The 21,742-nt window shown below is 70.4% G+C and carries 17 protein-coding genes and 1 other RNA gene; 14 read left to right on the top strand and 4 right to left on the bottom strand.

All coding sequences use genetic code 11. The annotated features are described in order from the left end of the window. The first annotated feature begins 145 nt into the window (after positions 1 to 145). From FYX01_RS07920 to FYX01_RS07860, 13 genes are all read left to right on the top strand, one after another. Positions 146 to 1,831: a glycoside hydrolase family 3 protein gene (locus tag FYX01_RS07920; protein ID WP_150239088.1), complete on the top strand. Its 1,686-nt coding sequence runs from the start codon at positions 146 to 148 to the stop codon at positions 1,829 to 1,831. Positions 1,832 to 1,968: 137 nt separating this feature from the next. Continuing rightward, complete coding sequence (locus FYX01_RS07915) at positions 1,969 to 2,643, top strand: HAD family hydrolase (RefSeq protein ID WP_150239086.1); 675 nt, start codon at positions 1,969 to 1,971, stop codon at positions 2,641 to 2,643. Positions 2,644 to 2,732: 89 nt separating this feature from the next. Continuing rightward, positions 2,733 to 3,197 (top strand): DUF6912 family protein, encoded by a 465-nt coding sequence (locus FYX01_RS07910; RefSeq protein ID WP_150239084.1) that lies wholly within the window; start codon positions 2,733 to 2,735, stop codon positions 3,195 to 3,197. A 115-nt stretch (positions 3,198 to 3,312) separates the two neighbouring features. Continuing rightward, on the top strand, positions 3,313 to 4,008 hold the full coding sequence (locus FYX01_RS07905; RefSeq protein WP_150239082.1) for an HAD family hydrolase: 696 nt from the start codon (positions 3,313 to 3,315) through the stop codon (positions 4,006 to 4,008). A 350-nt stretch (positions 4,009 to 4,358) separates the two neighbouring features. Beyond that, complete coding sequence (locus FYX01_RS07900) at positions 4,359 to 9,227, top strand: NAD-glutamate dehydrogenase (protein ID WP_150239080.1); 4,869 nt, start codon at positions 4,359 to 4,361, stop codon at positions 9,225 to 9,227. A 98-nt stretch (positions 9,228 to 9,325) separates the two neighbouring features. Continuing rightward, positions 9,326 to 10,444, top strand: coding sequence for a peptide chain release factor 2 (gene prfB, locus FYX01_RS07895; protein ID WP_150239078.1), 1,119 nt, complete (start codon positions 9,326 to 9,328; stop codon positions 10,442 to 10,444). A 352-nt stretch (positions 10,445 to 10,796) separates the two neighbouring features. Beyond that, complete coding sequence (gene ftsE, locus FYX01_RS07890) at positions 10,797 to 11,486, top strand: cell division ATP-binding protein FtsE (protein WP_073704190.1); 690 nt, start codon at positions 10,797 to 10,799, stop codon at positions 11,484 to 11,486. Between the two features lie 57 nt (positions 11,487 to 11,543). Then, positions 11,544 to 12,455, top strand: coding sequence for a permease-like cell division protein FtsX (gene ftsX, locus FYX01_RS07885; protein WP_223830349.1), 912 nt, complete (start codon positions 11,544 to 11,546; stop codon positions 12,453 to 12,455). A 73-nt stretch (positions 12,456 to 12,528) separates the two neighbouring features. Beyond that, a complete protein-coding gene (smpB, locus tag FYX01_RS07880) occupies positions 12,529 to 12,993 on the top strand; it encodes an SsrA-binding protein SmpB (protein WP_150239076.1) in 465 nt (154 codons plus the stop codon). A 23-nt stretch (positions 12,994 to 13,016) separates the two neighbouring features. After that, positions 13,017 to 14,990, top strand: a complete 1,974-nt coding sequence (locus FYX01_RS07875; protein WP_150239074.1) for a penicillin-binding transpeptidase domain-containing protein — start codon at positions 13,017 to 13,019, stop codon at positions 14,988 to 14,990. A gap of 420 nt (positions 14,991 to 15,410) precedes the next feature. Further along, positions 15,411 to 15,782: a transfer-messenger RNA gene (gene ssrA / locus FYX01_RS07870) on the top strand. 161 nt (positions 15,783 to 15,943) lie between these two features. Further along, positions 15,944 to 16,129, top strand: coding sequence for a hypothetical protein (locus FYX01_RS26535; RefSeq protein ID WP_150239072.1), 186 nt, complete (start codon positions 15,944 to 15,946; stop codon positions 16,127 to 16,129). Positions 16,130 to 16,268: 139 nt separating this feature from the next. After that, positions 16,269 to 17,054: a class I SAM-dependent methyltransferase gene (locus FYX01_RS07860; RefSeq protein ID WP_150239070.1), complete on the top strand. Its 786-nt coding sequence runs from the start codon at positions 16,269 to 16,271 to the stop codon at positions 17,052 to 17,054. Positions 17,055 to 17,066: 12 nt separating this feature from the next. Here FYX01_RS07860 and FYX01_RS07855 read toward each other — a convergent pair whose 3' ends face one another. The 3 genes from FYX01_RS07855 to nagA form a co-directional block, all read right to left on the bottom strand. Continuing rightward, positions 17,067 to 17,855: a helical backbone metal receptor gene (locus FYX01_RS07855; protein ID WP_150239068.1), complete on the bottom strand. Its 789-nt coding sequence runs from the start codon at positions 17,853 to 17,855 to the stop codon at positions 17,067 to 17,069. A gap of 155 nt (positions 17,856 to 18,010) precedes the next feature. Further along, positions 18,011 to 18,319, bottom strand: coding sequence for a hypothetical protein (locus FYX01_RS07850; RefSeq protein ID WP_150239066.1), 309 nt, complete (start codon positions 18,317 to 18,319; stop codon positions 18,011 to 18,013). A gap of 104 nt (positions 18,320 to 18,423) precedes the next feature. Further along, positions 18,424 to 19,563, bottom strand: coding sequence for an N-acetylglucosamine-6-phosphate deacetylase (gene nagA, locus FYX01_RS07845; protein WP_150239064.1), 1,140 nt, complete (start codon positions 19,561 to 19,563; stop codon positions 18,424 to 18,426). A 624-nt stretch (positions 19,564 to 20,187) separates the two neighbouring features. Here nagA and FYX01_RS07835 point away from each other — a divergent pair. Further along, positions 20,188 to 20,703 carry an NADPH-dependent FMN reductase gene (locus FYX01_RS07835; protein ID WP_150239062.1) on the top strand — a complete coding sequence of 172 codons (516 nt, stop codon included), beginning with the start codon at positions 20,188 to 20,190 and terminating at the stop codon, positions 20,701 to 20,703. A gap of 63 nt (positions 20,704 to 20,766) precedes the next feature. Here the strand turns inward: FYX01_RS07835 and FYX01_RS07830 are convergent, their stop codons facing one another. Continuing rightward, positions 20,767 to 21,702: a hypothetical protein gene (locus FYX01_RS07830; RefSeq protein WP_150239060.1), complete on the bottom strand. Its 936-nt coding sequence runs from the start codon at positions 21,700 to 21,702 to the stop codon at positions 20,767 to 20,769. Positions 21,703 to 21,742 lie beyond the last annotated feature (40 nt).

Genomic DNA, 21,742 nt, shown 5'->3' with positions numbered 1-21,742 from the left:
CGGGATCGTGCCCGCGCGCCGTGCCCCGGCCTCCCGGTCCGCTCGGGTTCTTCCAGGCCCTCCCCGTGGCGTCAGGGGACCCGGCCTTCGAAAACGGGTATTCTCCAGCGGCGAACCCACGACCCGCCGGAAGATGAGACCCGCCATGAGACTGCCCGTTCCGCACGCCCTGGCTCCGGCCTGCGTGGGGCTCGCCCTGATCGCCACCGCGTGCACCACAGAGGAGGTGGGTTCCTCGCCGGAGGACAACGAACCCCAGCCGTCGGCCGACGCGGAGCCCTTCGAGCCCGTGCTCGCGCCCCAGCTGCTCTCCGGGATGGACCTGGACGACAAGATCGGCCAGCTCCTCGTCCTGACCGCACAGGGCACCTCGGCCGCCGACAACGCCGCCCAGATCGAGTCCTACCGGCCCGGCGGCCTCATCTACTTCGACGCCAACCTCGAAGACGCCGGGCAGATCGCCACCATGTCGGCGGGCGTGCAGGACCTCGCCGCCGAACAGGGGCAGGGCGTCCCCCTCTTCCTGGGCATCGACCAGGAGCAGGGCCTCGTGGCCCGGCTTCCCGTGGGCACCCGCTTCCCCGACGCCATGGCCGTCGGCGCCACCCGCGACACCGGGCTGGCCGAGCTGCGCGCCTCCACCACGGCGGAGGAACTCACCGCGCTCGGCGTCAACCTCAACTACGCGCCCGACGCCGACGTCAACACCGATCCGAACAACCCGGTCATCGGCATCCGCTCCTTCGGCTCCGATCCCGACCTGGTCGCGCAGATGGCCGTCGCGGAGGCGGGCGCCTACTCCGCGAACGGCGTGGCGTCGGTGGTCAAGCACTTCCCCGGCCACGGCGACACCGACGTGGACAGCCACAGCGGCCTGCCCGTCATCGACCTGCCGCGCGACCGCTGGGAGGCCGAGCACCTGCCGCCGTTCGAGGCGGCCGTCGACGCGGGCGTGGACGCCATCATGACCGCGCACGTGCTCATGCCGCGGCTGGACGAGAGCGAGGACCCCGAACCCGCCACCATCTCCCCGGAGCTCATCGACGGCATCCTCCGCGAGGAGCTGGGCTATGACGGCCTGGTCACCACCGACGCCCTCAACATGGAGGGTGTGCGCCAGCGCCACTCCGACGGCGAGATCGCCGTGCGCGTCCTGGAGGCGGGCGTGGACCAGCTGCTCATGCCGCCGGACCCGGCCGCCGCGGTGTCCGCGATCCGCGAGGCCGTCGAACAGGGCCGCCTCACCGAGGAGCGCGTCGACGAGTCCGTACTGCGCGTCCTGACCCTCAAGGAGAAGCGCGGGGTCCTGGAGGCCGAACCGGTGGACGCGGAAGGTGCCGCGGCCGTCCTGGAGGACCCTGAGCACGCCGAGGCCGCCCAGCGCGTGGCGGACGCCTCGGCGACCCTGGTGCGCAACGAGGGCGGTCTGCTGCCGCTCGCGGAGGGCAGCGGTGTCCGGGTCCAGGGTGTGGGCGCGGAGGAGATCGCCGCCACGCTCACCGAGTCGGGGGTGAACGTGGTGAACGGGTCGGGCGGTGAGGCCGACGCCGTCGTCGTGGGCACCGGTGGAGGCAGCGGCGCCTCGGAGCAGAGCGGTCTGGTCGGGGCCGCGCGCGCCGAAGGGCTCCCGGTCGTCGTGGTGTCCCAGGGCACGCCCTACGACCTGGCGGCGTTCCCCGAGGCGGAGGCGTTCCTTGCCCTCTACTCGTCCGTGGACGTGTCCAGGGCGGCTGCCGCCCGGGTCATCGCGGGTCTGGTGGAGCCCTCCGGGAAGCTGCCGGTGGACATCCCCGCGGCCGATGTGGAGGCCGGGACCGGGCTCACCACCTGACCCGGGTCGGATCCGCGGTGGTTGAGACGGGCGGGGAACGGGAAGAACCGTTGCCCGCCCGACCCCTCGGGTGACCGAGGAGCGGGCGGCCGTCCGAACGGACGCGAGCGACCACCGACGACCAAGGAGGGGATCGGATGGACGGCAACCGACGCGGGGTCATCTGCGACTGGGGCGGCGTGCTCACACCGCCGCTGCGCGAGGGCATCCGGACCTGGCTGCACGCGGACCGCATCGACATCGAGCACTACCACGAGGTCATGCGCCCCTATTTCGACGACAGCTGTGACGGGGACAACCTCGTGCACGCGCTGGAGCGGGGCGAGATCGACACCTGTGAGTTCGAGCGCGAGCTGGCGGCCCTGCTGCGCTGCACGCACGGCGGCCCGGTGGTGGCCGAAGGGCTGATCGACCGCATGTTCCGCGACTTCGACCCGGTGCACGACATGTACGAGGTACTGCGCGAGGCCAGGGACAGCGGAGCCAGCACAGCCCTGCTGTCGAACTCCTGGGGCAACTGCTACCCCCGCGAGCACTTCGACAACGCCTTCGACGCGGTGGTGATCTCCGGTGAGGTGGGGATGCGCAAACCCGAGGAGCGCATCTACCTGCACACCTGTGAGCGACTCGGCCTGCGTCCCGAGGACTGCGTGTTCATCGACGACCTGGAGCACAACGTCCACATCGCCGAGGAGCTCGGCATGGCCGGCGTCCTGCACACCGACGTGGACGCCACGCGGCTGGAGCTGGAGCGGTTCCTGGCGCCGGACGGGGACGGCGCGCCCCCGGTTCCCGACGAGCGGGCGGCCTGATCCCTTCCGGCCCGGGCCGCCGGGGCGCCGGGGCGACCCGGATTTGGCACACTTGACGTGACCAGACCACACCCCGGAGAGCCGCTCACATGTACGTCTTCCTGCCCAGCACCATCCCCGCTCTGGCCCGCCTGTTGGAGGAGGGGCGGCTGGAGGACGTCCCGCCGACCGCGTTCACGGCCGTCCCCGGCCCCGACGAGGACGCCGAGGAGGCCGAGTACGAGGCCATGTACACCGCGGCCGAGGAGTCCCTGGCGCTGCTGGCCGCCGACCCCGGCGCGCCCCGCCGCCGGGTGGTGCTGGTCGCGGACATGCCCGACCGCGTGGTCGAGCACGAGGGCCGCGCGGGGGAGGGCGTGGCCCGGGTGAGGGTCACCGGAGCGGTCCCCTACAAGAAGCTGGCCTCGGCCCACGTGGACGACGCCGACGCCGCCCGCGACATCGCCATCGCGGTTCAGGACCCCGCCTCGGACGCCGCCGGGGGCCACGAGCTGATGTGGTTCGCCGTCCAGGAGCTGCGCTACCTCGTCCAGGAGGGCCGGGGCGGAGCGTGACAGTACGCTGCCGCGGCCGGACCCGGACGGAGGTTTCTGCCTTTCTCGGGCCATACGGCAAGATGGAGGGGTCCCTACAGGCCCGTCTCGCGAGGAGTCAGCCATCAGCCGCCTGGTGCTATGGAACATCGACCTCACCCTCCTCGACGTGGGGCAGGTGATGAGGGCCGCTTACGCCGAGGCCTTCGAGAAGGTCACCGGTGAGCCGCTGGTCTACCTGACCTCGTCGGCGGGACGAACCGACTCGGAGATGTTCTTCGAGTTCTGCGCCCGCAACTACGTCGACGTCGAACCGGACACCAGCATCCTGGGCGAGTTCCTGGACGCCCTGGAGGAGTCCTTCGGCAGGCGTTCCGAGGAGTTGCTGTCCAAGGGGCGGGCGATGCCCGGCGCGGCCGCCTCCCTGGCGGCCGTGGCCTCCATGCCCGACACCGTCCAGACCGTGGTCAGCGGCAGCACCCGTGCCAACGCCACGGCCAAGCTGGTCGCGTTCGGGCTGGACCCCTACCTCGACCTGTCCATCGGCGGATACGGTTCGGTCAACTACCCCAAGTCCAGCCTGATCCAGTCCATCCGCCTGCACGCGGCGGGCGAGGGCGGACGGGCCTACACCGAGGAGGAGACGGTGTTCGTCACCGACTCCGCACCGGACGTGCGCGCCGCCCTGATCGGTGGCGCGGTCCCGGTCGCGGTGCTCAGCGGTTCGGTGACGGAGGGCCAGCTGCGTGGGGCCGGGGCGGTCGCGGTCCTGCCCGACCTGACCGATCCGCGCGCCGTGATGACCGCGGTCCACCAGGTGACGTCCCGGTAGCGACATGTTCGCCGCCCCCCTGGGGTAGGTCGTGGCCCATGTACGAAGTCACCGATCACCGCAATCCGTTCCTAACGGTGGGTAATCATCATGTAACGGTGTCGGTCCTGTTTCCGGGGTCGAAAACCAGTAGCCTGGGCAGCGGGAGGGGCTGGGACAACGTGGTCCGGAGCCCCGCATCCCGACCGCCTGTGCGCACAGGCCAACCCTCAACCGTCACGCCGGCGGGTTCCTTGCGGCCCAGGGCGTTCACACGAAGTAACACACCAGCACACAGTTTCACAGACCATGTGACCGTTTGTTCTGCCAGCGCGCGTGCGACGTTGCTCACAAAGGAGTGAGAGATCCCTATGTCCGGGCAATCCGACGTCCATCTCCAGAAGCTGCTCAGCGACGCGGCCGCCAGGTGGTCCCCGGGGGCGCGCATCAGCCCCGAGGAGGCCGACGCGGTCCGGCGCTTCCTCCCCGCCTACTACCGCCACACGGACCCCGAGGAGATCAGCGGCCGTTCTCCGGAGCAGATCTGCGGCCCCGCCGAGGCCCACCTCGCCTTCGGCACCCACCGCGCCTCCGGAAGGGCCAAGGTCCGCGTCTACACCCCTGACGCCGAACGGGACGGCTGGGACCAGCAGACCAGCGTCCTGGAGGTCGTCACCGACAACGCCCCCTTCCTCGTCTCCTCCGTCACCATGGCCCTCAGCGACCTCGACGCCGGAGTCCGACTGATCATCCACCCGCAGATGACCGTCGGACGGGACCTGGACGGGCGCCTGCGCCAGGTCGACCCCGAGGCCGGCGGCGAGGGCCTGCTGCCCATCGACGAGTCCTGGATGCACATCGAGATCGACCCGCAGTCCAATCCCGAGCGCTTCGAGGAGATCGCCACCCGCGTGGAGAGCGTCCTGGCCGACGTGCGCTACGTGGACGAGGACGCCGCCAAGATGAGCGCCCGGGCCATCCGGATCGCCGACGAGCTGGCCGCCTACCCCGACCGCCTCGTGGCCGGGGGAGTGGACCCGCGCGAGATCGGTGAGAGCGTGGACTTCCTACGCTGGGTCTCCGGACGCAACTTCACCTTCATGGGCTACCGCGAGTACAGCCTGGTCACCGACGACAACGGCGACGACTCCCTGTGCCCCGAGCCCGGCTCCGGCCTGGGCATCCTGCGGATGGACTCGCCCGCCTCCACCAGCTTCTCCGCCCTGGCCCCCGAGATCCGCGCCAAGGCACGCGAGCCCTACACCCTCGTCCTGACCAAGGCCAACTCGCGCGCCACCGTCTACCGCCCCAAGTACCTGGACTACGTGGGCGTCAAGAAGTTCGACGCCCAGGGCAACATCGTCGGAGAGCGCCGCTTCCTCGGCCTGTTCACCTCCCAGGCCAACACCACCAGCATCTCCCAGATCCCCATCATGCGCCGCAAGCAGGCCGAGGTGCTGGCCCTGGCCGGGTTCGAGGCCGACAGCTACGACGGCAGGGACCTCATCGAGCTCCTGGAGACCTTCCCCCGGGAGGAGCTCCTGCAGATCCCCGTGGGCGAGCTGTACAACATCGTGCGGGGGGTCCTGCGCCTGCGCGACCGGCGCGGCACCAAGCTGTTCATGCGCCGCGACCCCTACGGCGGCCGGTACATGTCGTGCTTCGTGTACATGCCGCGCGACCAGTACAGCACCCGGGTGCGCCTGGACATCCAGAACGTCCTCGCCGACGCCTTCGAGGGCGCGACCATGGACCACAACGTGCTGATCGGCTCCGCCCCGCTCGCCCGCCTGTACCTGGTGGCGCGGGCCCGGCACGGGCAGACCCTCGCCGACATCGACCAGGTCGCCCTGGAGGAGAAGGTCCGCCAGGCCGCCCGCTCATGGGACGCGGACCTCGACGACGCCCTCACCGGGGCCTTCGGCCCCATGCGTACCACCGAGCTCAAGGACCGCTACTCCAGCGGCCTGACCGAGGCCTACAAGGTCGACAACAGTCCCGACACCGCGGCCACCGACATCGGCCAGCTGGAGAGGCTCCTCAACCGGACCGACCCCGAGCGGCGGCACGGCGAGTTCTCGGCCGTCCTGTACCAGCGCGAGGGCGCCGAGCCCGGCTACCACCGGTTCCGCCTCTACCGGATCGGGGAGCCCATCTCGCTCTCGCGCGTCATGCCAGTCCTGGAGAACCTGGGCGTGGAGGTCATCGACGAGTGGCCCTACGACATCACCGTCCGGGACGTGGGCCGGGTGTGGATCTACGACTTCGGCCTCGGTCCCGTCCCCGAGTCCGACCTGGCGCCCGAACGCCTCAAGGCCCTGTTCGAGGAGGCCTTCGACGCCTCCTGGCGTGACCTCGGCGAGAGCGACCGGTTCAACGCCCTGGTGGTGCGCGCCGGGCTCGACTGGCGCCAGCTCACCGTGCTGCGCGCCTACGCCAAGTACCTGCGCCAGACCGGTGCCACGTTCACGCCCGAGTACCTGGCCGACATCCTGGTCGCCAACGTGGGCATCGCCAACCTGCTGGTCGAGCTGTTCGAGACCCGGTTCGACCCCGACCAGCCCGACGAGGGCCGCGACGACCGCACCGGCGTCCTCGTCCGCAAGATCGAGGGAGAGCTGGACGCCGTGGCCAGCCTGGACCACGACCGCGTCCTGCGCTCGTTCCTGGCGGTCATCCGGGCCACCCTGCGCACCAACCACTACCAGGGCCATCCCTATCTGGTGCTCAAGCTCAACCCGCAGCAGATCCCGGACCTGCCGCACCCGCGGCCCCGGTACGAGATGTACGTGTACTCCCCGCGTGTGGAGGGCGTGCACCTGCGCTTCGGCGCGGTCGCACGCGGCGGGCTGCGCTGGTCGGACCGTCCGGAGGACTTCCGCACCGAGGTCCTGGGCCTGGTCAAGGCCCAGATGGTGAAGAACTCCGTCATCGTCCCCAGCGGCGCCAAGGGCGGCTTCGTGTGCAAGCGGCTGCCCCAGAACGGCTCCCGCGAGGAGACGATGGCCGAGGTCGTGTCCTGCTACAAGCAGTTCGTCAGCGGCCTCCTGGACGTCACCGACAACCTCGTGGACGGCGTGACCGTCCATCCCGAGCGCACCGTCCTGCACGACGGCGACGACTCCTACCTGGTGGTCGCCGCCGACAAGGGCACCGCCACCCTCTCCGACACCGCCAACGCCATCTCCACCGAGCGCGGCTTCTGGCTCGGCGACGCCTTCGCCTCCGGCGGCTCGGTCGGCTACGACCACAAGGCCATGGGCATCACCGCCCGCGGCGCCTGGGAGTCGGTGCGGTACCACTTCCGCGAGATGGGCGTGAACGTGCAGGAGGAGCCGTTCACGGTCGTGGGCGTCGGCGACATGTCCGGTGACGTGTTCGGCAACGGGATGCTGCTGTCCCGGCAGATCCGGTTGATCGCCGCCTTCGACCACCGCCACGTCTTCCTCGACCCGGATCCGGACCCGCACACCTCCTGGGTGGAGCGCAAGCGGGTGTTCGACCTGCCCCGCAGCACGTGGGAGGACTACGACCCGAAGCTGATCTCCGAGGGCGGCGGCGTGCACCCGCGCACCGCCAAGTCCGTGCCGATCACCCCGCAGGTGCGCGAGGCGCTCGGCATCGGGGACGGGGTGGAGGCCCTCACCCCGGACGAGCTGATCCGGTACGTGTTCACCGCGCCCGTCGACCTGCTGTGGAACGGCGGCATCGGCACCTACGTCAAGGCCAGTACCGAGACGCACGCCGACGTGGGCGACAAGGCCAACGACCAGCTGCGCGTGGACGCCGCCGACCTGCGCGTCAAGGTGATCGGCGAGGGCGGCAACCTGGGACTGACACAGGACGCGCGGATCGAGTTCGCCCGTGAGGGCGGACGGGTCAACACCGACTTCATCGACAACTCCGCCGGCGTGGACACCTCCGACCACGAGGTCAACATCAAGATCATGCTGGACCGCGAGGTGCGGGCGGGGAAGCTGGGCAAGGAGGACCGCGACCAGCTGTTCATCGACATGACCGACGAGGTCGCCGAGCTGGTACTGGACAACAACTACGCGCAGAACACCGCGCTGGCCGCCTCGCGCAAGCAGGACACCCAGATGCTGCACGTCCACGGCCGGTACATGCGGTACCTGGAGCGCACCAAGGTCCTCAAGCGCAAGCAGGAGGACCTGCCCTCCGACAAGGCGATCGCGGAGCGGCGCGCGGCGGGCGGCGGGCTGACCAGCCCGGAGTTCGCCACCCTGCTGTCGTACACCAAGATCAGCCTCAAGGACCAGATCACTCTGTCCGACCTGGCCGACGACCCCTACCTGGCCGACACGCTGACCGGGTACTTCCCGACACCGCTGCGGTCGGAGCGCTTCGCCGGGGGCATCGCCTCGCACCCGCTGCGCAGGGAGATCATCGTCAACCAGGTCGTCAACCACATGGTCAACCACTCCGGGGTGACCTTCGCGTTCCGGCTCCACGAGGAGCTGGGCGCCAACTCCGCCGACATCGCCCGCGCCTACCTGGTGGTGCAGGAGGTGCTGGGGCTGCGCCGGTTCTGGGACCGGGTGGAGGAGCTGGACCACAAGATCTCGGTGGACAACCAGCTCGCCCTCCTGCTGGAGACGCGCAAGCTCGCCGAGCGCTCCGCCCGGTGGCTGCTGCGCAACCGCACCTTCCCCTTCGACATCAGCAGCGAGATCGGCTACTTCGCCGAGGGCGTGGGCGAGGTGCTGCCGCAACTGGTCCAGCTGCTGCGGGGCCGCGACCGGGAGGCGTTCGTCGAGCGCCGCGACCGCTACACGTCGATGGGCGTGCCGACCGAGCTGGCCGAGCAGGTGGCCGTGATGGTGCCCGCCTACTCCACGCTGGACCTGGTGGAGATCGCCCACCGCACCGGCCGCTCCGTGGAGAAGGTCGCCGAGCTGTACTTCGAGCTGGCCGACCGGCTCAACATCAGCTGGTGGCGCGAGCGGATCATCGACCTGCCGCGGGACGACCGCTGGGCCACCACGGCGCGGGCCTCGCTGCGCGACGACCTGTACGCGGCGCACGCCGACCTGACGGCCCGGGTACTGGAGAGCGGTCCGGCGGAGGAGCCCTCGGAGCTGATCGCCGAGTGGCTCGACCAGAACGGGGGCCGGGTGGAGCGCGCGGGGACCACCCTGTCGGAGATCCAGGAGAACGAGCGGTTCGACCTGGCCACGCTGTCCGTGGCGCTGCGGTCCTTCCGCGGCCTGGTGGACTGAGCCCGGCCGCCCCGCTGGCGGCGGACCAGGGCACACGGGTTCCCCGCGCGCACTCGCGCGGGGAACCCGTGTGCGGTTTGGCCCCTACACTGGGGTCCGTGGCAGAACTGGACCCAGCAGAGAAGATCAAGGACCTCGCGGCGACCCTGGCGAGTGTCACCGCCGTGTTGGACCTGGAGGCCATGCACACCCAGATCGCCGAGCTGCGCGAGCAGTCCGCGGACCCCGAGCTGTGGTCGGACCAGAACAACGCGCAGAAGGTGACGCGCCAGCTCTCCATCCTGGAGTCCATGGTCAACAAGGTCAACGGCATCAGCCAGCGGCTCGACGACCTCAGCGTGCTCTACGAGCTGGCCGAGGGCGAGGACGACGCGGACACGCGTGCCGAGGCCGACCGCGAGCTCGACCAGCTGCGCAAGGAGATCGGCGAGCTGGAGGTGCGTACCCTCCTCAACGGACCGTACGACGAGCGCGAGGCCATCGTCACGATCAACTCCCAGGCGGGAGGCGTGGACGCCGCCGACTGGGCGCAGATACTCCAGCGCATGTACCTGCGCTGGGCCGAGCGGCACGGTTACCCCACGGACGTCTACGAGACCTCCTACGCGGAGGAGGCGGGCATCAAGTCCACGTCCTTCGCGGTCAAGGCCCCGTTCGCCTACGGCACCCTGCGCGGTGAGCACGGCACGCACCGGCTGGTGCGCATCTCGCCGTTCGACAACCAGAACCGGCGCCAGACCTCGTTCGCGGGCGTGGACGTCGTCCCGGTGGTGGAGCAGAGCGACCACATCGAGATCGACGAGAGCGAGCTGCGGGTGGACGTGTACCGCTCCAGCGGTCCCGGCGGCCAGGGCGTCAACACCACCGACTCGGCGGTGCGCATCACCCACCAGCCGACCGGCATCGTGGTGTCCTGCCAGAACGAGCGGTCGCAGCTGCAGAACAAGGCCACCGCGATGTCGATGCTCCAGGCCAAGCTGCTGGTGCGCAAGCGCGCGGAGGAGCAGGCGGAGCTGGACGAGATCCGCGGGGACTCGGTGAGCAGCTGGGGCACCCAGATGCGCAACTACGTACTGCACCCCTACCAGAGCGTCAAGGACGTGCGCACCGGCGCCGAGACCGGCAACACCTCGGGCGTCCTGGACGGGGAGATCGACGCCTTCATCGACGCCGAGATCCGGTGGATGCGCAGCCACGAGCGTTCCGGGAACAACTAGCGGCGTGCCCCGCCGGCGGCGCGAGCCGCGGGCGGGGGACACGCCCGGTCGTTCATCGCGCACCACAAGTGATGAACGCGGGGCACAAGCGGAGTTCGTATCCCAATGGTGATGATCGCGACTCCGCAGTTTTACCGGAACTACTATATGTGAACGTTATCATCGGTTGACACCTCCGATATGCTCGTGGCTGCTGTCCGCGAGGACACTGATCCGCGGGGCGTGACGCGACTTGGACAATCCGGGCCGCTCCCCCCTCTAAACTGTCGGTTGGCCATGCGGCCGGTACGATCCCGCACGGAGAGCCCTCCACGGCGGGTGCCCATACCTTCGAGAACCTTGTGATGCGCCTGTGATCCACTTCGATAACGTCACCAAGGTCTACCCGACCCAGAAGCGCCCCGCGCTCGACGGCGTTTCCATTGACGTAGACAAGGGCGAGTTCGTCTTCCTCGTCGGCCCGTCCGGCTCCGGAAAGTCGACCTTCCTCCGCCTGGTACTCAAGGAGGAGAAGCCTGACAAGGGGCGCGTCAACGTCGCCGGCAAGGACCTGGCACGCCTGTCCAACTGGAAGGTGCCGCACCTGCGCCGCCGTATCGGCTGTGTCTTCCAGGACTTCCGCCTGCTGCCCAACAAGAACGTCTTCGAGAACGTCGCCTTCGCTCTGGAGGTCATCGGCAAGCCCCGGCGCTTCATCAAGAGGGTCGTCCCCGAGGTCGTCGAACTCGTCGGACTGGAGGGCAAGGCCGGGCGCATGCCCCACGAGCTCTCGGGTGGTGAGCAGCAGCGTGTGGCCATCGCCCGCGCGTTCGTCAACCGCCCGCAGATCCTGCTGGCCGACGAGCCGACCGGAAACATCGACCCCGCGACCTCCATCGGCATCATGAAGGTGCTGGACCGAATCAACCGCACGGGCACCACAGTCGTCATGGCGACCCACGATGCCGCCATCGTCGACTCGATGCGTAAGCGCGTGATCGAGCTTGAAGAGGGCCTGGTAGTGCGCGACCAGACGCGCGGCGTCTACGGCCAGGCGTACTGACCTCTTGCTGCGAGGACCGGCGCGGCAAAGCCCCAAAGGATGGACCTTTAACAGATCATGCGAGCACAATTCGTTCTCTCCGAGACGTGGATCGGCCTTCGCCGAAACCTGACGATGACCATCGCCGTCATCACGACTGTGGCCATCTCACTGACCCTGTTCGGCGCCGGTCTACTGGTCAACCAGCAGGTCTCCGAGATGCGCAGCTACTGGGACGAGCGGATCACGCTCACCGTCTACATGTGCACCGACATCTCGCCGACCCAGACCTGTCAGGAGAACGGCGCGGCCACCGACGAGGACCGTGAGTCCCTCGAGGCCACCCTGAACGGCCTGAACGAGGTCGCGAGTTTCGACTACCTCACCGCGGCCGAGGCCTGGCAGGACTTCCAGGACCGGCTCGGCACCTCCAACGAGGCGTTGGCCAACGCCGCGCAGGAGGGCGACATCCCGGACAACTACCGGGTCCAGCTCACCGACCCGTCCCACTACGACACCGTGCGCAACGCGGTCGAGGGCGCGCCGGGTGTGGACACGGTCTCCGACGACCAGCGTGTACTCGAACAGTTCTTCGGCCTGTTGGACGGTCTGCGGGCGGCAGCGCTGGTGCTCGCGGGTGTACAGCTGGCCGCCGCCGCGCTGCTGATCGGCAACACCATCCGGCTGTCGGCCTACAGCCGCCGCCGGGAGACCGGCATCATGCGCCTGGTCGGCGCGTCGAACTTCTACATCCAGCTCCCCTTCCTGCTGGAGGGCGCGGTCGCCGGTCTCATCGGTGGTCTGATCGCCTCCGGGTTCATCGTGGCGACCCGGTACACACTGCTCACGCAGATCGAGGACTGGTTCCAGTTCGACGTCGCCCTGGGCGCGGGGTCGCTGATGTACGTCATCGGCGTCTCGGTGATCCTCGGTGTCCTGCTGTGCACCATCACCTCGTTCCTCACCCTGCGCCGCTACCTCAAGATCTGACGGGACCATCAGGGGCGGAAGGATTCTCAGCCGGGGGGCCTCGTGCCCCCCGGACGTATGAAGGGACACACCTGTGGCACGGGAAACCGGGCGCAAGCTCATCGCCCAGAACCGGCGAGCCCGGCACGACTACCACCTCGACGAGACCTACGAGGCGGGCATCGCCCTCACCGGCACCGAGGTCAAGTCGCTCAGACAGGGCCGAGCCTCCCTCGTGGACGGGTTCGCCCACATCAGCGACGGCGAGGTGTGGTTGGAGAACGTGCACATCCCCGAGTACTCACAGGGAACGTGGACCAACCACTCCGCAAAACGACCGCGTAAACTACTCCTGCACCGCGAGCAGATCTCCCGGCTGATCGGCAAGACCCGAGAGCCCGGCCGCACACTCGTCCCGCTGTCCCTGTACTTCAACGAGGGGCGGGCCAAGGTCGAGATCGCGCTGGCCCGCGGTAAGCGTGAGTACGACAAGCGCCACGACATCGCCGAGCGCGAGGCGAAGCGGGACATTGAACGCGCGCTCCGCCGCCGTCGATGAGGCGCCCGAAAGGAACACACACGGTGTCCCCCCGTCCCCTTGGCCGGATCACGGCCGCCGGCAGCGGCCTGCTCCTCGCCGCGACACTGGCCGCGTGCACACCGAACCCCAGTCCCGAGGTGGCGGTCAGGTCCTTCCTGCTCGCCTGGCAGGACGGGAACCACGCGGAGGCCGCCACCTACACCGACGGTGACCCCGAGCAGGTGGCGGCGGCGCTCACCGACATGCGCGAGCAGCTCGACCTGGCCTCCCTTCGGTTCGACCTGGGACCGATCTCCCGTGAGGGCGAGTCCGCCGACGCCGAGTTCGGCGTGCACGCCGACCTCGGTATCGGCGACCCGACCTGGAACTACACCGGTCGCATGCCCCTGGAGTGGGGTTCCGACGGCTGGAGGATCTCCTGGTCGACGAGTGTCCTGCACCCGGACCTGAGCGAGGACGAGCGGCTCGCGATCAGCTACGAGAGCCAGGAGCGCGGCCAGATCCTCGACCGTGAGGGCGACCCCCTGGTCACCGCCGACAGCGTGACGGCCTTCGGCGTCATGCCCGGCGAGATGGAGGACAAGGAGGCGGGGGTCACCCAGCTCGCCGAGATCCTGGACGAGGACCCCGACCCCCTGCTGAACCGGGTGCGCTCGGCGCCGCCCGAGCAGTTCCAGCCGCTCGTGCTCCTGCGCGGTTCCAGCGTGAACGAGAAGCTGCTCGACGAGGCGGGGGGGATCTCCGGCGTGGACACGCAGGAGGTCGAGGTCAACATGACTCCGTCGGTGGCGCCCTTCCTGCTGGGCGAGGTCGCGGGCACCGCCGAGCACAGGGTGTCCTCCCGGGTCCCGGGTCCCTACCAGGCGGGCGACACCGTCGGTCTGAGCGGACTGCAGAACATCTTCCAGCACGAGCTGGCCGGTTCGGGAACCACGCGGGTCGTCTCCCTGGACCAGTCCGGTGGGATCACCGACGTCCTGGAGTCCTGGGAGGGCGAGCGCAGCGGCGTCATCGGCACCACCCTGGACATAGACGTGCAGCGGGCCGCGGAGGCCGCCCTGGAGTCGCTTCCGGCGGACGGGTACCTGGTCGCGGTGGACACCGCCAGTGGTGAGATCCTGTCCGCGGCCAGCGCCTCGGGCAGCACCGCCGACGACAACGCGCTCACCGGCTCCTACGTGCCGGGAGGCGCCTTCACCCCGATCTCCACCCTGGCCGCCCTGGAGTCGGGCGCGGCCGGACCGGACGACGTGGTGCCCTGCGGCTACTCCACCGAGATCGGCGGGCGGACCTTCCGCAACCCGGGTTCCGGTTTCCTGTCCGGTCAGCCGGACCTGGCCCGCAACCTCGCCTTCAACTGCAATGTCGGGTTCGCCGACCTGTCCGCCGACGTGGGTCCGGACGCCGTCGCCAAGGCCGCCGGCCACCTGGGGATCGGTGCCGACTGGCAGCTGCCGGTCCCGGCGTCCTCTGGCGCGGTCTCCATCGGCGACGACGACGTGGACGTGGCCTCGGCGATGATCGGCGAGCACGGCGTCCGGGTGAGCCCGCTGTCGATGGCGCTGGCGACGGCGGCGATCGCGGACGGTACCTGGCACGCGCCGACCCTGGTCCCGGAGGAGGGCCCCGCCCCGGACGGTGAGACGGTTGTGGACGAGGCCCACCTGGAGGTGGTCCGCCAGGGGATGCGCGACGCGGTGACCCACCGGATGCCCCAGCTGCTCACCGGCGGGGGAGAGGTGTACGGGCAGGCGGCCGCCACCGAGCAGGACGGTACCGTCCTGCACTGGTTCATCGGCTACAAGGACGGTGTCGCCTTCGCCGTGCTGTCCGAGGTGAACCCGGACATGAGCGAATGGTCGCAGTACGCGGTGGACGCCGCGGGCACCTTCCTGACCTCGATGGCCGACGGCGTGCCCGCGGAGGAGAACGGTCCTCCGCTGGAGGAACCGGGCACCCCGTCCGGCGACGCCGACACGGTCGGCACCGGGGGAACGGCCCAGGGGACCGGCTGATAGTGGTCCGGCCGTCGGTGGAGGCCCGCGCGGGACGTCCCTCCATCCGAACGGGGCGGAGGGCGGAGCCCCGGGCAACCTTCCGGGGCCCCGCCCGCGTCTTCCCCTATGACTGGACCGCGACAGGGGGTAGCGGGCCAGTGTGAGAGGCAGGACCTCATCTCGGGGGAGATCCTGTCGTTTCCCAAGGTCGGCCCGACCCTGCCGACCGCCCCCGCGGGCCGCGTCGACCACCTCTTGAGTCCGCGCCCGCGGGGGTTTCTCCCCGTCCGGGGGGCCGGGAGCGATTTCTTCCCCCGGCGGGGAATCAGCTTGGCCCCCGTACTGTTCAATCAGGTAGAGTGACGAACGCGCAAGCGGTTCGCCGCTCGCATGCCGGCCGCTCCGTCCACCAGGCGGGGAGGCTGTGACAAGTGCACAGGGGGTGATCGGTTTCGACTTCGGTAGTCGTTCCAGGGGAAGCGGGTCGAGGGTTGCGTTTGTGACCTCGTTAATCCTGCATTCGCGTAAACACAAGTGCCAATTCTAAGCGCACTGAGTTCGCTCTCGCTGCTTAAGCGATAGCGTCTCTGTCGGCCTGGGCTCGTCATCGGCCCAGGTACCGGCATCAGCTAGATGACTTACCGCTCAGATCAGGCCACGGGGCCTGAGCGGGACATTCACGTGGCTGGGCCTGTCAGCGATGTGTCCGTGCAAGCGCTGGGGCCGAGTAGAACGACAGCGCGGACTGCACCCGGAGAAGCCCTGGCTCGGTGCTGAAGGACGCGGGTTCGATTCCCGCCACCTCCACGAGACGCGGGCTGTCGCCCGGCGGACTTCGTCCGCCTCGCGGCGGCCCGCGATTCTTTTCGGGGGACGCCCCCCCGGTTTCGAGGCGACCTTGCTCGGTGGACTCCGTCCACCCCGCGGGGTCGCCTCGCCGTGTTCCCGGGGGGAGGACCCCCGGGCCCCCGGTGCGCCTCTCGGCCCTCGGCCGCCGTGCTTCAGGGCACGGCCGGTCCCGGGCCGAGATCGGCTCTCCACCCGGACCCGGTCGCCGCCGCTGCTTCCTGGGTGCCAGGGGCGCACTCGCCATGACGGGCCTGTTCTGGGGCGTCGCCCGGCTGGCGGCGGTCCGACGCGACCGGGTGCGGGACTGACGCCCGTCACCACTCCTGTGGTTACGATGGGCGAGGGGCGGTGTCCCCCTGTCGCAGGCGCCTTCGAGGAACTAGTCTCGGGTCTCCGCCGACCCCGTATCACGGGTGTGCCGGGTCCCTTCGACAGAGAGCCCTTCCGATGCCGAAGAAGACAGCAGCTTCTCTCAACGCCAACCGATCGTCCCTGTCCCACAAGGTGCGCTACGCCCTGCGCAACCCCGGAAGGGTGGTGCCGTACGTACGCCGCTCGGCCCGGGACCTGAAACTGCGCCTGACCCACCGCGACCACGTGGACTACTACCGCGCGGTGATGGCCTCCGACGCGGCCCGCAACCCCAGGGCGGCGGTGGGCACCCCGAGCGAGGAGCACTGGCTGGCACTGGGCCGGATGCAGTTCGACTACCTGGTCGAGCACGGACTCAGACCCGGGCACCGGGTGCTGGACATCGGCTGCGGGAACCTGCGCGCGGGGTGGTGGCTGATCGACCACCTGGACACGGGCGGCTACTACGGGATCGACATCTCCCCGGACATCCTCATCGCGGCCAAGGACGTGCTGGCCGAGCGCGGGTTGCAGGACAAGCTGCCGCACATGACCCTCACGCACGACCTGACCTTCTCCTTCCTGCCGGAGGGGCACTTCGACGTGGTGCACGCGCACAGCGTCTTCTCGCACTCGCCCATCGGGGTGATCGACGAGTGCCTGGCCCACGTGGGGCGGATCCTGGCGCCGGACGGGTTCTTCGACTTCACCTACGACCGGACCGAGGGCACCGAGCACCACGTGCTGCGGGAGGACTTCTACTACCGGACCGAGACGCTGGTGGGGCTCGCGGAGCGGCACGGGCTGTCAGCGCGGTTCATGCGGGACTGGGAGGAGCGGCCGCACGGCCAGTCCAAGATCCGCGTCACCGCGCGTAGCTGAGGGGAGGCCGCCTCACCGCCCCTCCGGTCGGGAGAAGGGCGCGAGCGCGACCGCCAGCCGTTCCCGCGCGGCCGTCATCGACGGTCCGTACCAGGTCAGATCCCTGCCCTCGACGAGCACCGAGGGCAGTCCGGGGAAGGCGTCCGGGCCGTCGTCGGCGGTGAAGCGGTAGGGCTCGTCCGGCAGCACCACGACGTCGGGTCCGGCCGCGGCGACCTCCTCCGGCGGGAGTTGTGGATAGCGTCCCCCGGCGAGCACGTTCACCGCGCCCAGCCGGGACAGCACGTCGTCGGCGTAGGTGTCGCCGCCGACCCACATCCACGGGTCCCGCCAGATCGGCACGGCCACCCGGGGGCCGGAGGGCACGGGTGCCGACCAGGCGGCCTCGGCCCGTGCCAGCCAGTCCGGGGACGCGAAGGCGCAGGCAGCGAACAGGCGGCGCAGGGAGGCGAAAGCGCCCGGGACGGTGCGGATGTCGGTCACCCACACGGGGATCCCGGCCTCCCGCAGCTCCCGTACGTGCCGTTCCCGGTTCTCCTCCCGGTTGGCCACCACCAGGTCCGGCGCCAGTTCCACGATCCGCCGCACGTGCGGGTTCTTGGTGCCGCGCAGCCGTTCCACCTCCAGGTCGGCCGGGTGCGCGCACCACACGGTCGCGCCGACCAGCGCGCCCCGGGCGGTGTGGGCGACCGCCTCGGTCAGCGAGGGGACCAGGGACACGACCCGCCGTACCGGTTCCGGCAGGGGAACGGGATTCCCCAGGTCGTCGACGGGGACTCCTGCGACGCGGGAACTGCTCATGCGGTCGAGTATGGCGCGGCGACGCCACCGGGACCATCGGCCAGCAAGAAAATCTACGTCGTAAAGCCCGGTGGGCCCCGGCCTCCTCCTCGGAGGGGGTCCGGACGTGGGACGGGGGCGGAGCAGGCCTGCTCCGCCCCCGTCCCACGCTGGTGTCACTCCGCGGTGGCTCCCACGAGCCACGCGACCTTGTGGGCCGTGACGCCGAGACTTCCGCTGCTGCCCAGGTAGACCCCGAACGAGGCGATGAACGCGTAGTCGTGTTCGCGACGCTCGCAGATCACGTCCTCGACCGCGCAGGCGGATGACGGGTTGTGCACCCGCAGGCAGGCTGACCGGCCGTCGACCATGTCCGCCCGCAGGTCGTAGCGGGACAGTTCGGCGGCGAGCTTGTCGAGGTGCTCGTGCTCCTCGGAGGACGCATGGGCCGACTGTCCGTCCTTCGCCTGTCTCGACTGGGTCATGGCGCAGATCCTTTCGTGTCGAGCGTGGTGGCTCTCCTCGATGCCCCGCCGCCATTGTCGCCCAGTGTTATGTTACTAGTCCGTAGCGAGGCGACGACACGCCGTTACGCTACCCATTCGCCCCGGTACATCACGTCACGGACCGTGAGATCACCGTCGAGCACGACCAGGTCGGCGCGGCCTCCGGCCTCGATCCGGCCCGCGCCCTCCAGGCCCAGGGCCGCGGCCGGGACCGACGACGCCGACCGCACGGCCTCGGGCACGCCCACGCCCAGCCCCTCCACCGCGTTGCGCACCGCCTGGGGCAGCACGATCGTGCTGGAGGCGATCGCGCCGCTCTCCACCACGCGCGCCTCACCGCCTCTCACCCGCACACGCAGGTCGCCCAGTGTGTACTCGCCGTCTCCCAGGCCCGTCGCCGACATCGCGTCCGTCACCAGCGACACCCGGTCCGCCCCCGCGGCGCGGAACACCAGTCCGGCCGCGCCCGGGTGGACGTGCACGTTGTCCAGGATCAGTTCGACCGTCACCCGGTCGTCGCCCAGCGCCGCCGCGATCGGGCCCGGATCGCGGTGGTTGAGCGGGCGCATCGCGTTGTAGAGGTGCGTGGCCACCGACGCCCCCGCGTCGAAGGCGGCCAGGGTCTGCTCGTAGGACGCCTCGGTGTGCCCCACCGCCGCCACCACGCCGGAGGAGACCGCGGCGCGGATCAACTCCAGCGCGCCCGGCAGCTCCGGTGCCACCGTGATCATGCGGACGTGTCCCCGCCCGGCCGCGAGCCAGCGGTCGAACTCGGCGGTGTCCGGTTCGCGCAGCAGGTCCGGATCGTGCGCTCCGCACTTGGAACGCGCGATGAAGGGGCCCTCCAGGTAGATGCCCGCCAGCTCTCCGGCGTCGCACGACCCGGCCAGCGCCGACACCTGGCGGACGGTGTCCTCGGGCGTGGCCGCGACCAGGCCGCCCACCAGCGCCGTCACCCCGCGGGCACGGTTGAACGCGACGATCTCCCCGGTGCCCTCCGGGTCGGCGTCGGGGAAGGCGTGCCCGGCACCGCCGTGGATGTGGGTGTCGACCATCCCCGGCACGACCCAGGACCCCCCGACGTCGCGGCCCTCTCCACCCGGGGCGGGTTCTCCCGAGCCGAGCGCGGCCACACGGCCGTCCTCGACCCGCAGCCATCCGTCGTGGACTCCGCCGGGGGTCACGACGCGCGCGTTGGTGAGCGTGACGGGGGTGTGGGCCATGTTCGGGCTCTCTCCTGTGTCGTGGGAGCGGACGGTGGGCGGGGCGGCCGGGAAGGGTGTGTCGCACATTACACAGATGTGCGCGGGGCGTTCGCGCGGGGGGAACCTCCCCCCGCCCGGGCCCTCGTTTCCCCGTGGAGCTGGGAAAATCCCGACCCCTGGGACGGTTGTCCGAGGGCTGGACCGCCCCGTGTGCGGCGCGACCGCCCCGAGGAGGGGCGCGCGCACGCATTGACGATAGCGGCCGGGGCGCAGCATGATGGAGGCATGTCCGCCGGTGAGCTGCTTGTCCAGCGCCTGCATGTCGATCTGAGGCATCAGGCGAGCGCGCTCTGTCCTAGTTAGCGCCTTGCGGGGCCGTGCCCCGCGCCACGGGGGTACCCCCGTGCTCCGTGCCCTGACGCAGACACCGGACGCTCATCTCTCCCACCTCTGGGTACCCGGGCCTTTCTTCGGCCCGAGGAGCAACCCTGCCAGGCCCGACACACCGAGTCCCGGACGACGAGGTCCGCTCCCCGTGTCGGAAGAGGAACGACGTCCTCTCCGGTGTCAGTCCGATCACCGCCCCCCGACGTTTCCTCCGGTCGAACCCGGCTCGCTCTGACCGAACCCAGGAGTTCTCGCATGACCCGCTTCACCGTGCTCGTCGCCGCACCCCGGATCCGTTCCTCCGTCTACACCGCCGCGCTGCGCGCCGCCTCCGAGGTGGCCTCCCGCGTCGGCGTCGACTCCGAGCCCGACGTCATCGACATCGCCGAACTGGGCGCCGATCTGCTCGCGGAGTCCTCCGCCGCCGTCGAGGACGCCCTGGGCCTGCTGAGCCGCAGCGACGTCCTGCTCGTCGCCTCCCCGCAGGTGCACGGCACCTACACCGGTCTGCTCAAGGTCTTCCTCGACCGCCTGCCCGAGCTGGGGCTGGGACACACGGTCGCGGTGCCGCTGGCCGTGGTGGAGGACCTGCGCAACAGCCGCGGTATCGAGGAGGACCTGCGCATCCTCCTGGCCGACCTGGGCGCCTGGGTGGCCGAGCCCGGCCTGATCCTGGCCGAGGAGGAGGCCGACACGCCCGACAGCGTCGTGCGCGCCTGGGCCGACGTCGCCGCTCCCGGTCTGCGCGAGGCCGTGTCGGTGGCCGCCTGAGCAGGCGCCGAGGCCGACCGGCCGGCTGAAGGGGCCCGTGCCCGAGGCGGGCGGAGGGGGCCGTCAGGGCTTTTCGGCGCGGGTGCCGCCGACGGGGGCGGGATCCGCGCCCCGCGCGCGCTTGCGGCTGGTGTCGGCCTCGGCCTGGGCCACGTTGCCGCGGACCAGGACGACCACCACCAGGGTCAGGGCGAACCCGCCGATCCGCAGGCCCAGCATGGCCGGGTCCTCGGGGAGCCGCTCGCCGAACAGGAGCGTGCCCATGACGACCATGAACACGTTGCCCGCGACGTTGGCCACCGGGGCGGTGATGGAGGCGCGGGAGCGCTGCATCGAGGTCTGGAAGAGGACGATGCCCACCGCCCAGCCGACCGCGTACAGGTAGGGGTGGGGGGACAGCAGCGCGGGGGCGATGGCGTTCCACAGGCCGTGGTCGGCCAGCAGTCCGCCCAGCCCCTTGCCCTGGAGGCCCGCGCTGCCCTGGGCGAAACCGGCGGCGATGCCCATCGCGGCGGCCGACACGTACCGCCCCCGGCCGCCGGCCAGGCCCACGACGGCCAGGCAGGCCGCCACGGTGGCGAGGCTGACGAGGACCAGCAGCGGGGTGTGGGCGGTGGTCCCGGTCTCGGCGCCGTCGGCGGTGGACAGGCTGAGCAGACCGAGGGCGACCGGCATGACGCCGAGCGCCACGTACTCGCCCCGTGTGAGGCGTTCGCCCAGGACGAGGGTGAGGACGAGGATGCCGCAGGCCACTCCGGCGGCGAAGGCGGGCTGGACCACCGACACCGGGGCCAGGCCGAGCGAGACGATCAGGCCGACGCTGCCCAGGGCGGCGAAGGCGCAGCCGGACACCCAGCGGGGGTTGGTGAGCAGCACCCGTGCCAGGTGGAGCGGCCGGTTGATCGAGATCGGCTCGGAGCCGTGCAGTGCGCGCTGTTCCACGGTCAGGCCGACGGTGTAGACCACGGCGGACAGCAGCGCCACCAGGAGTCCGGTCACGGGGCGGGCCTGCTTTCTTGTGGGAGATCGCGACCGGCTT

It is taken from the genome of Nocardiopsis quinghaiensis (assembly GCF_008638365.1).
GTDB classification, from domain to species: Bacteria; Actinomycetota; Actinomycetes; order Streptosporangiales; family Streptosporangiaceae; genus Nocardiopsis; species Nocardiopsis quinghaiensis.
Note: the sequence above shows the minus strand (reverse complement) of the source record. Positions and strands in the feature narration are given on the sequence as shown.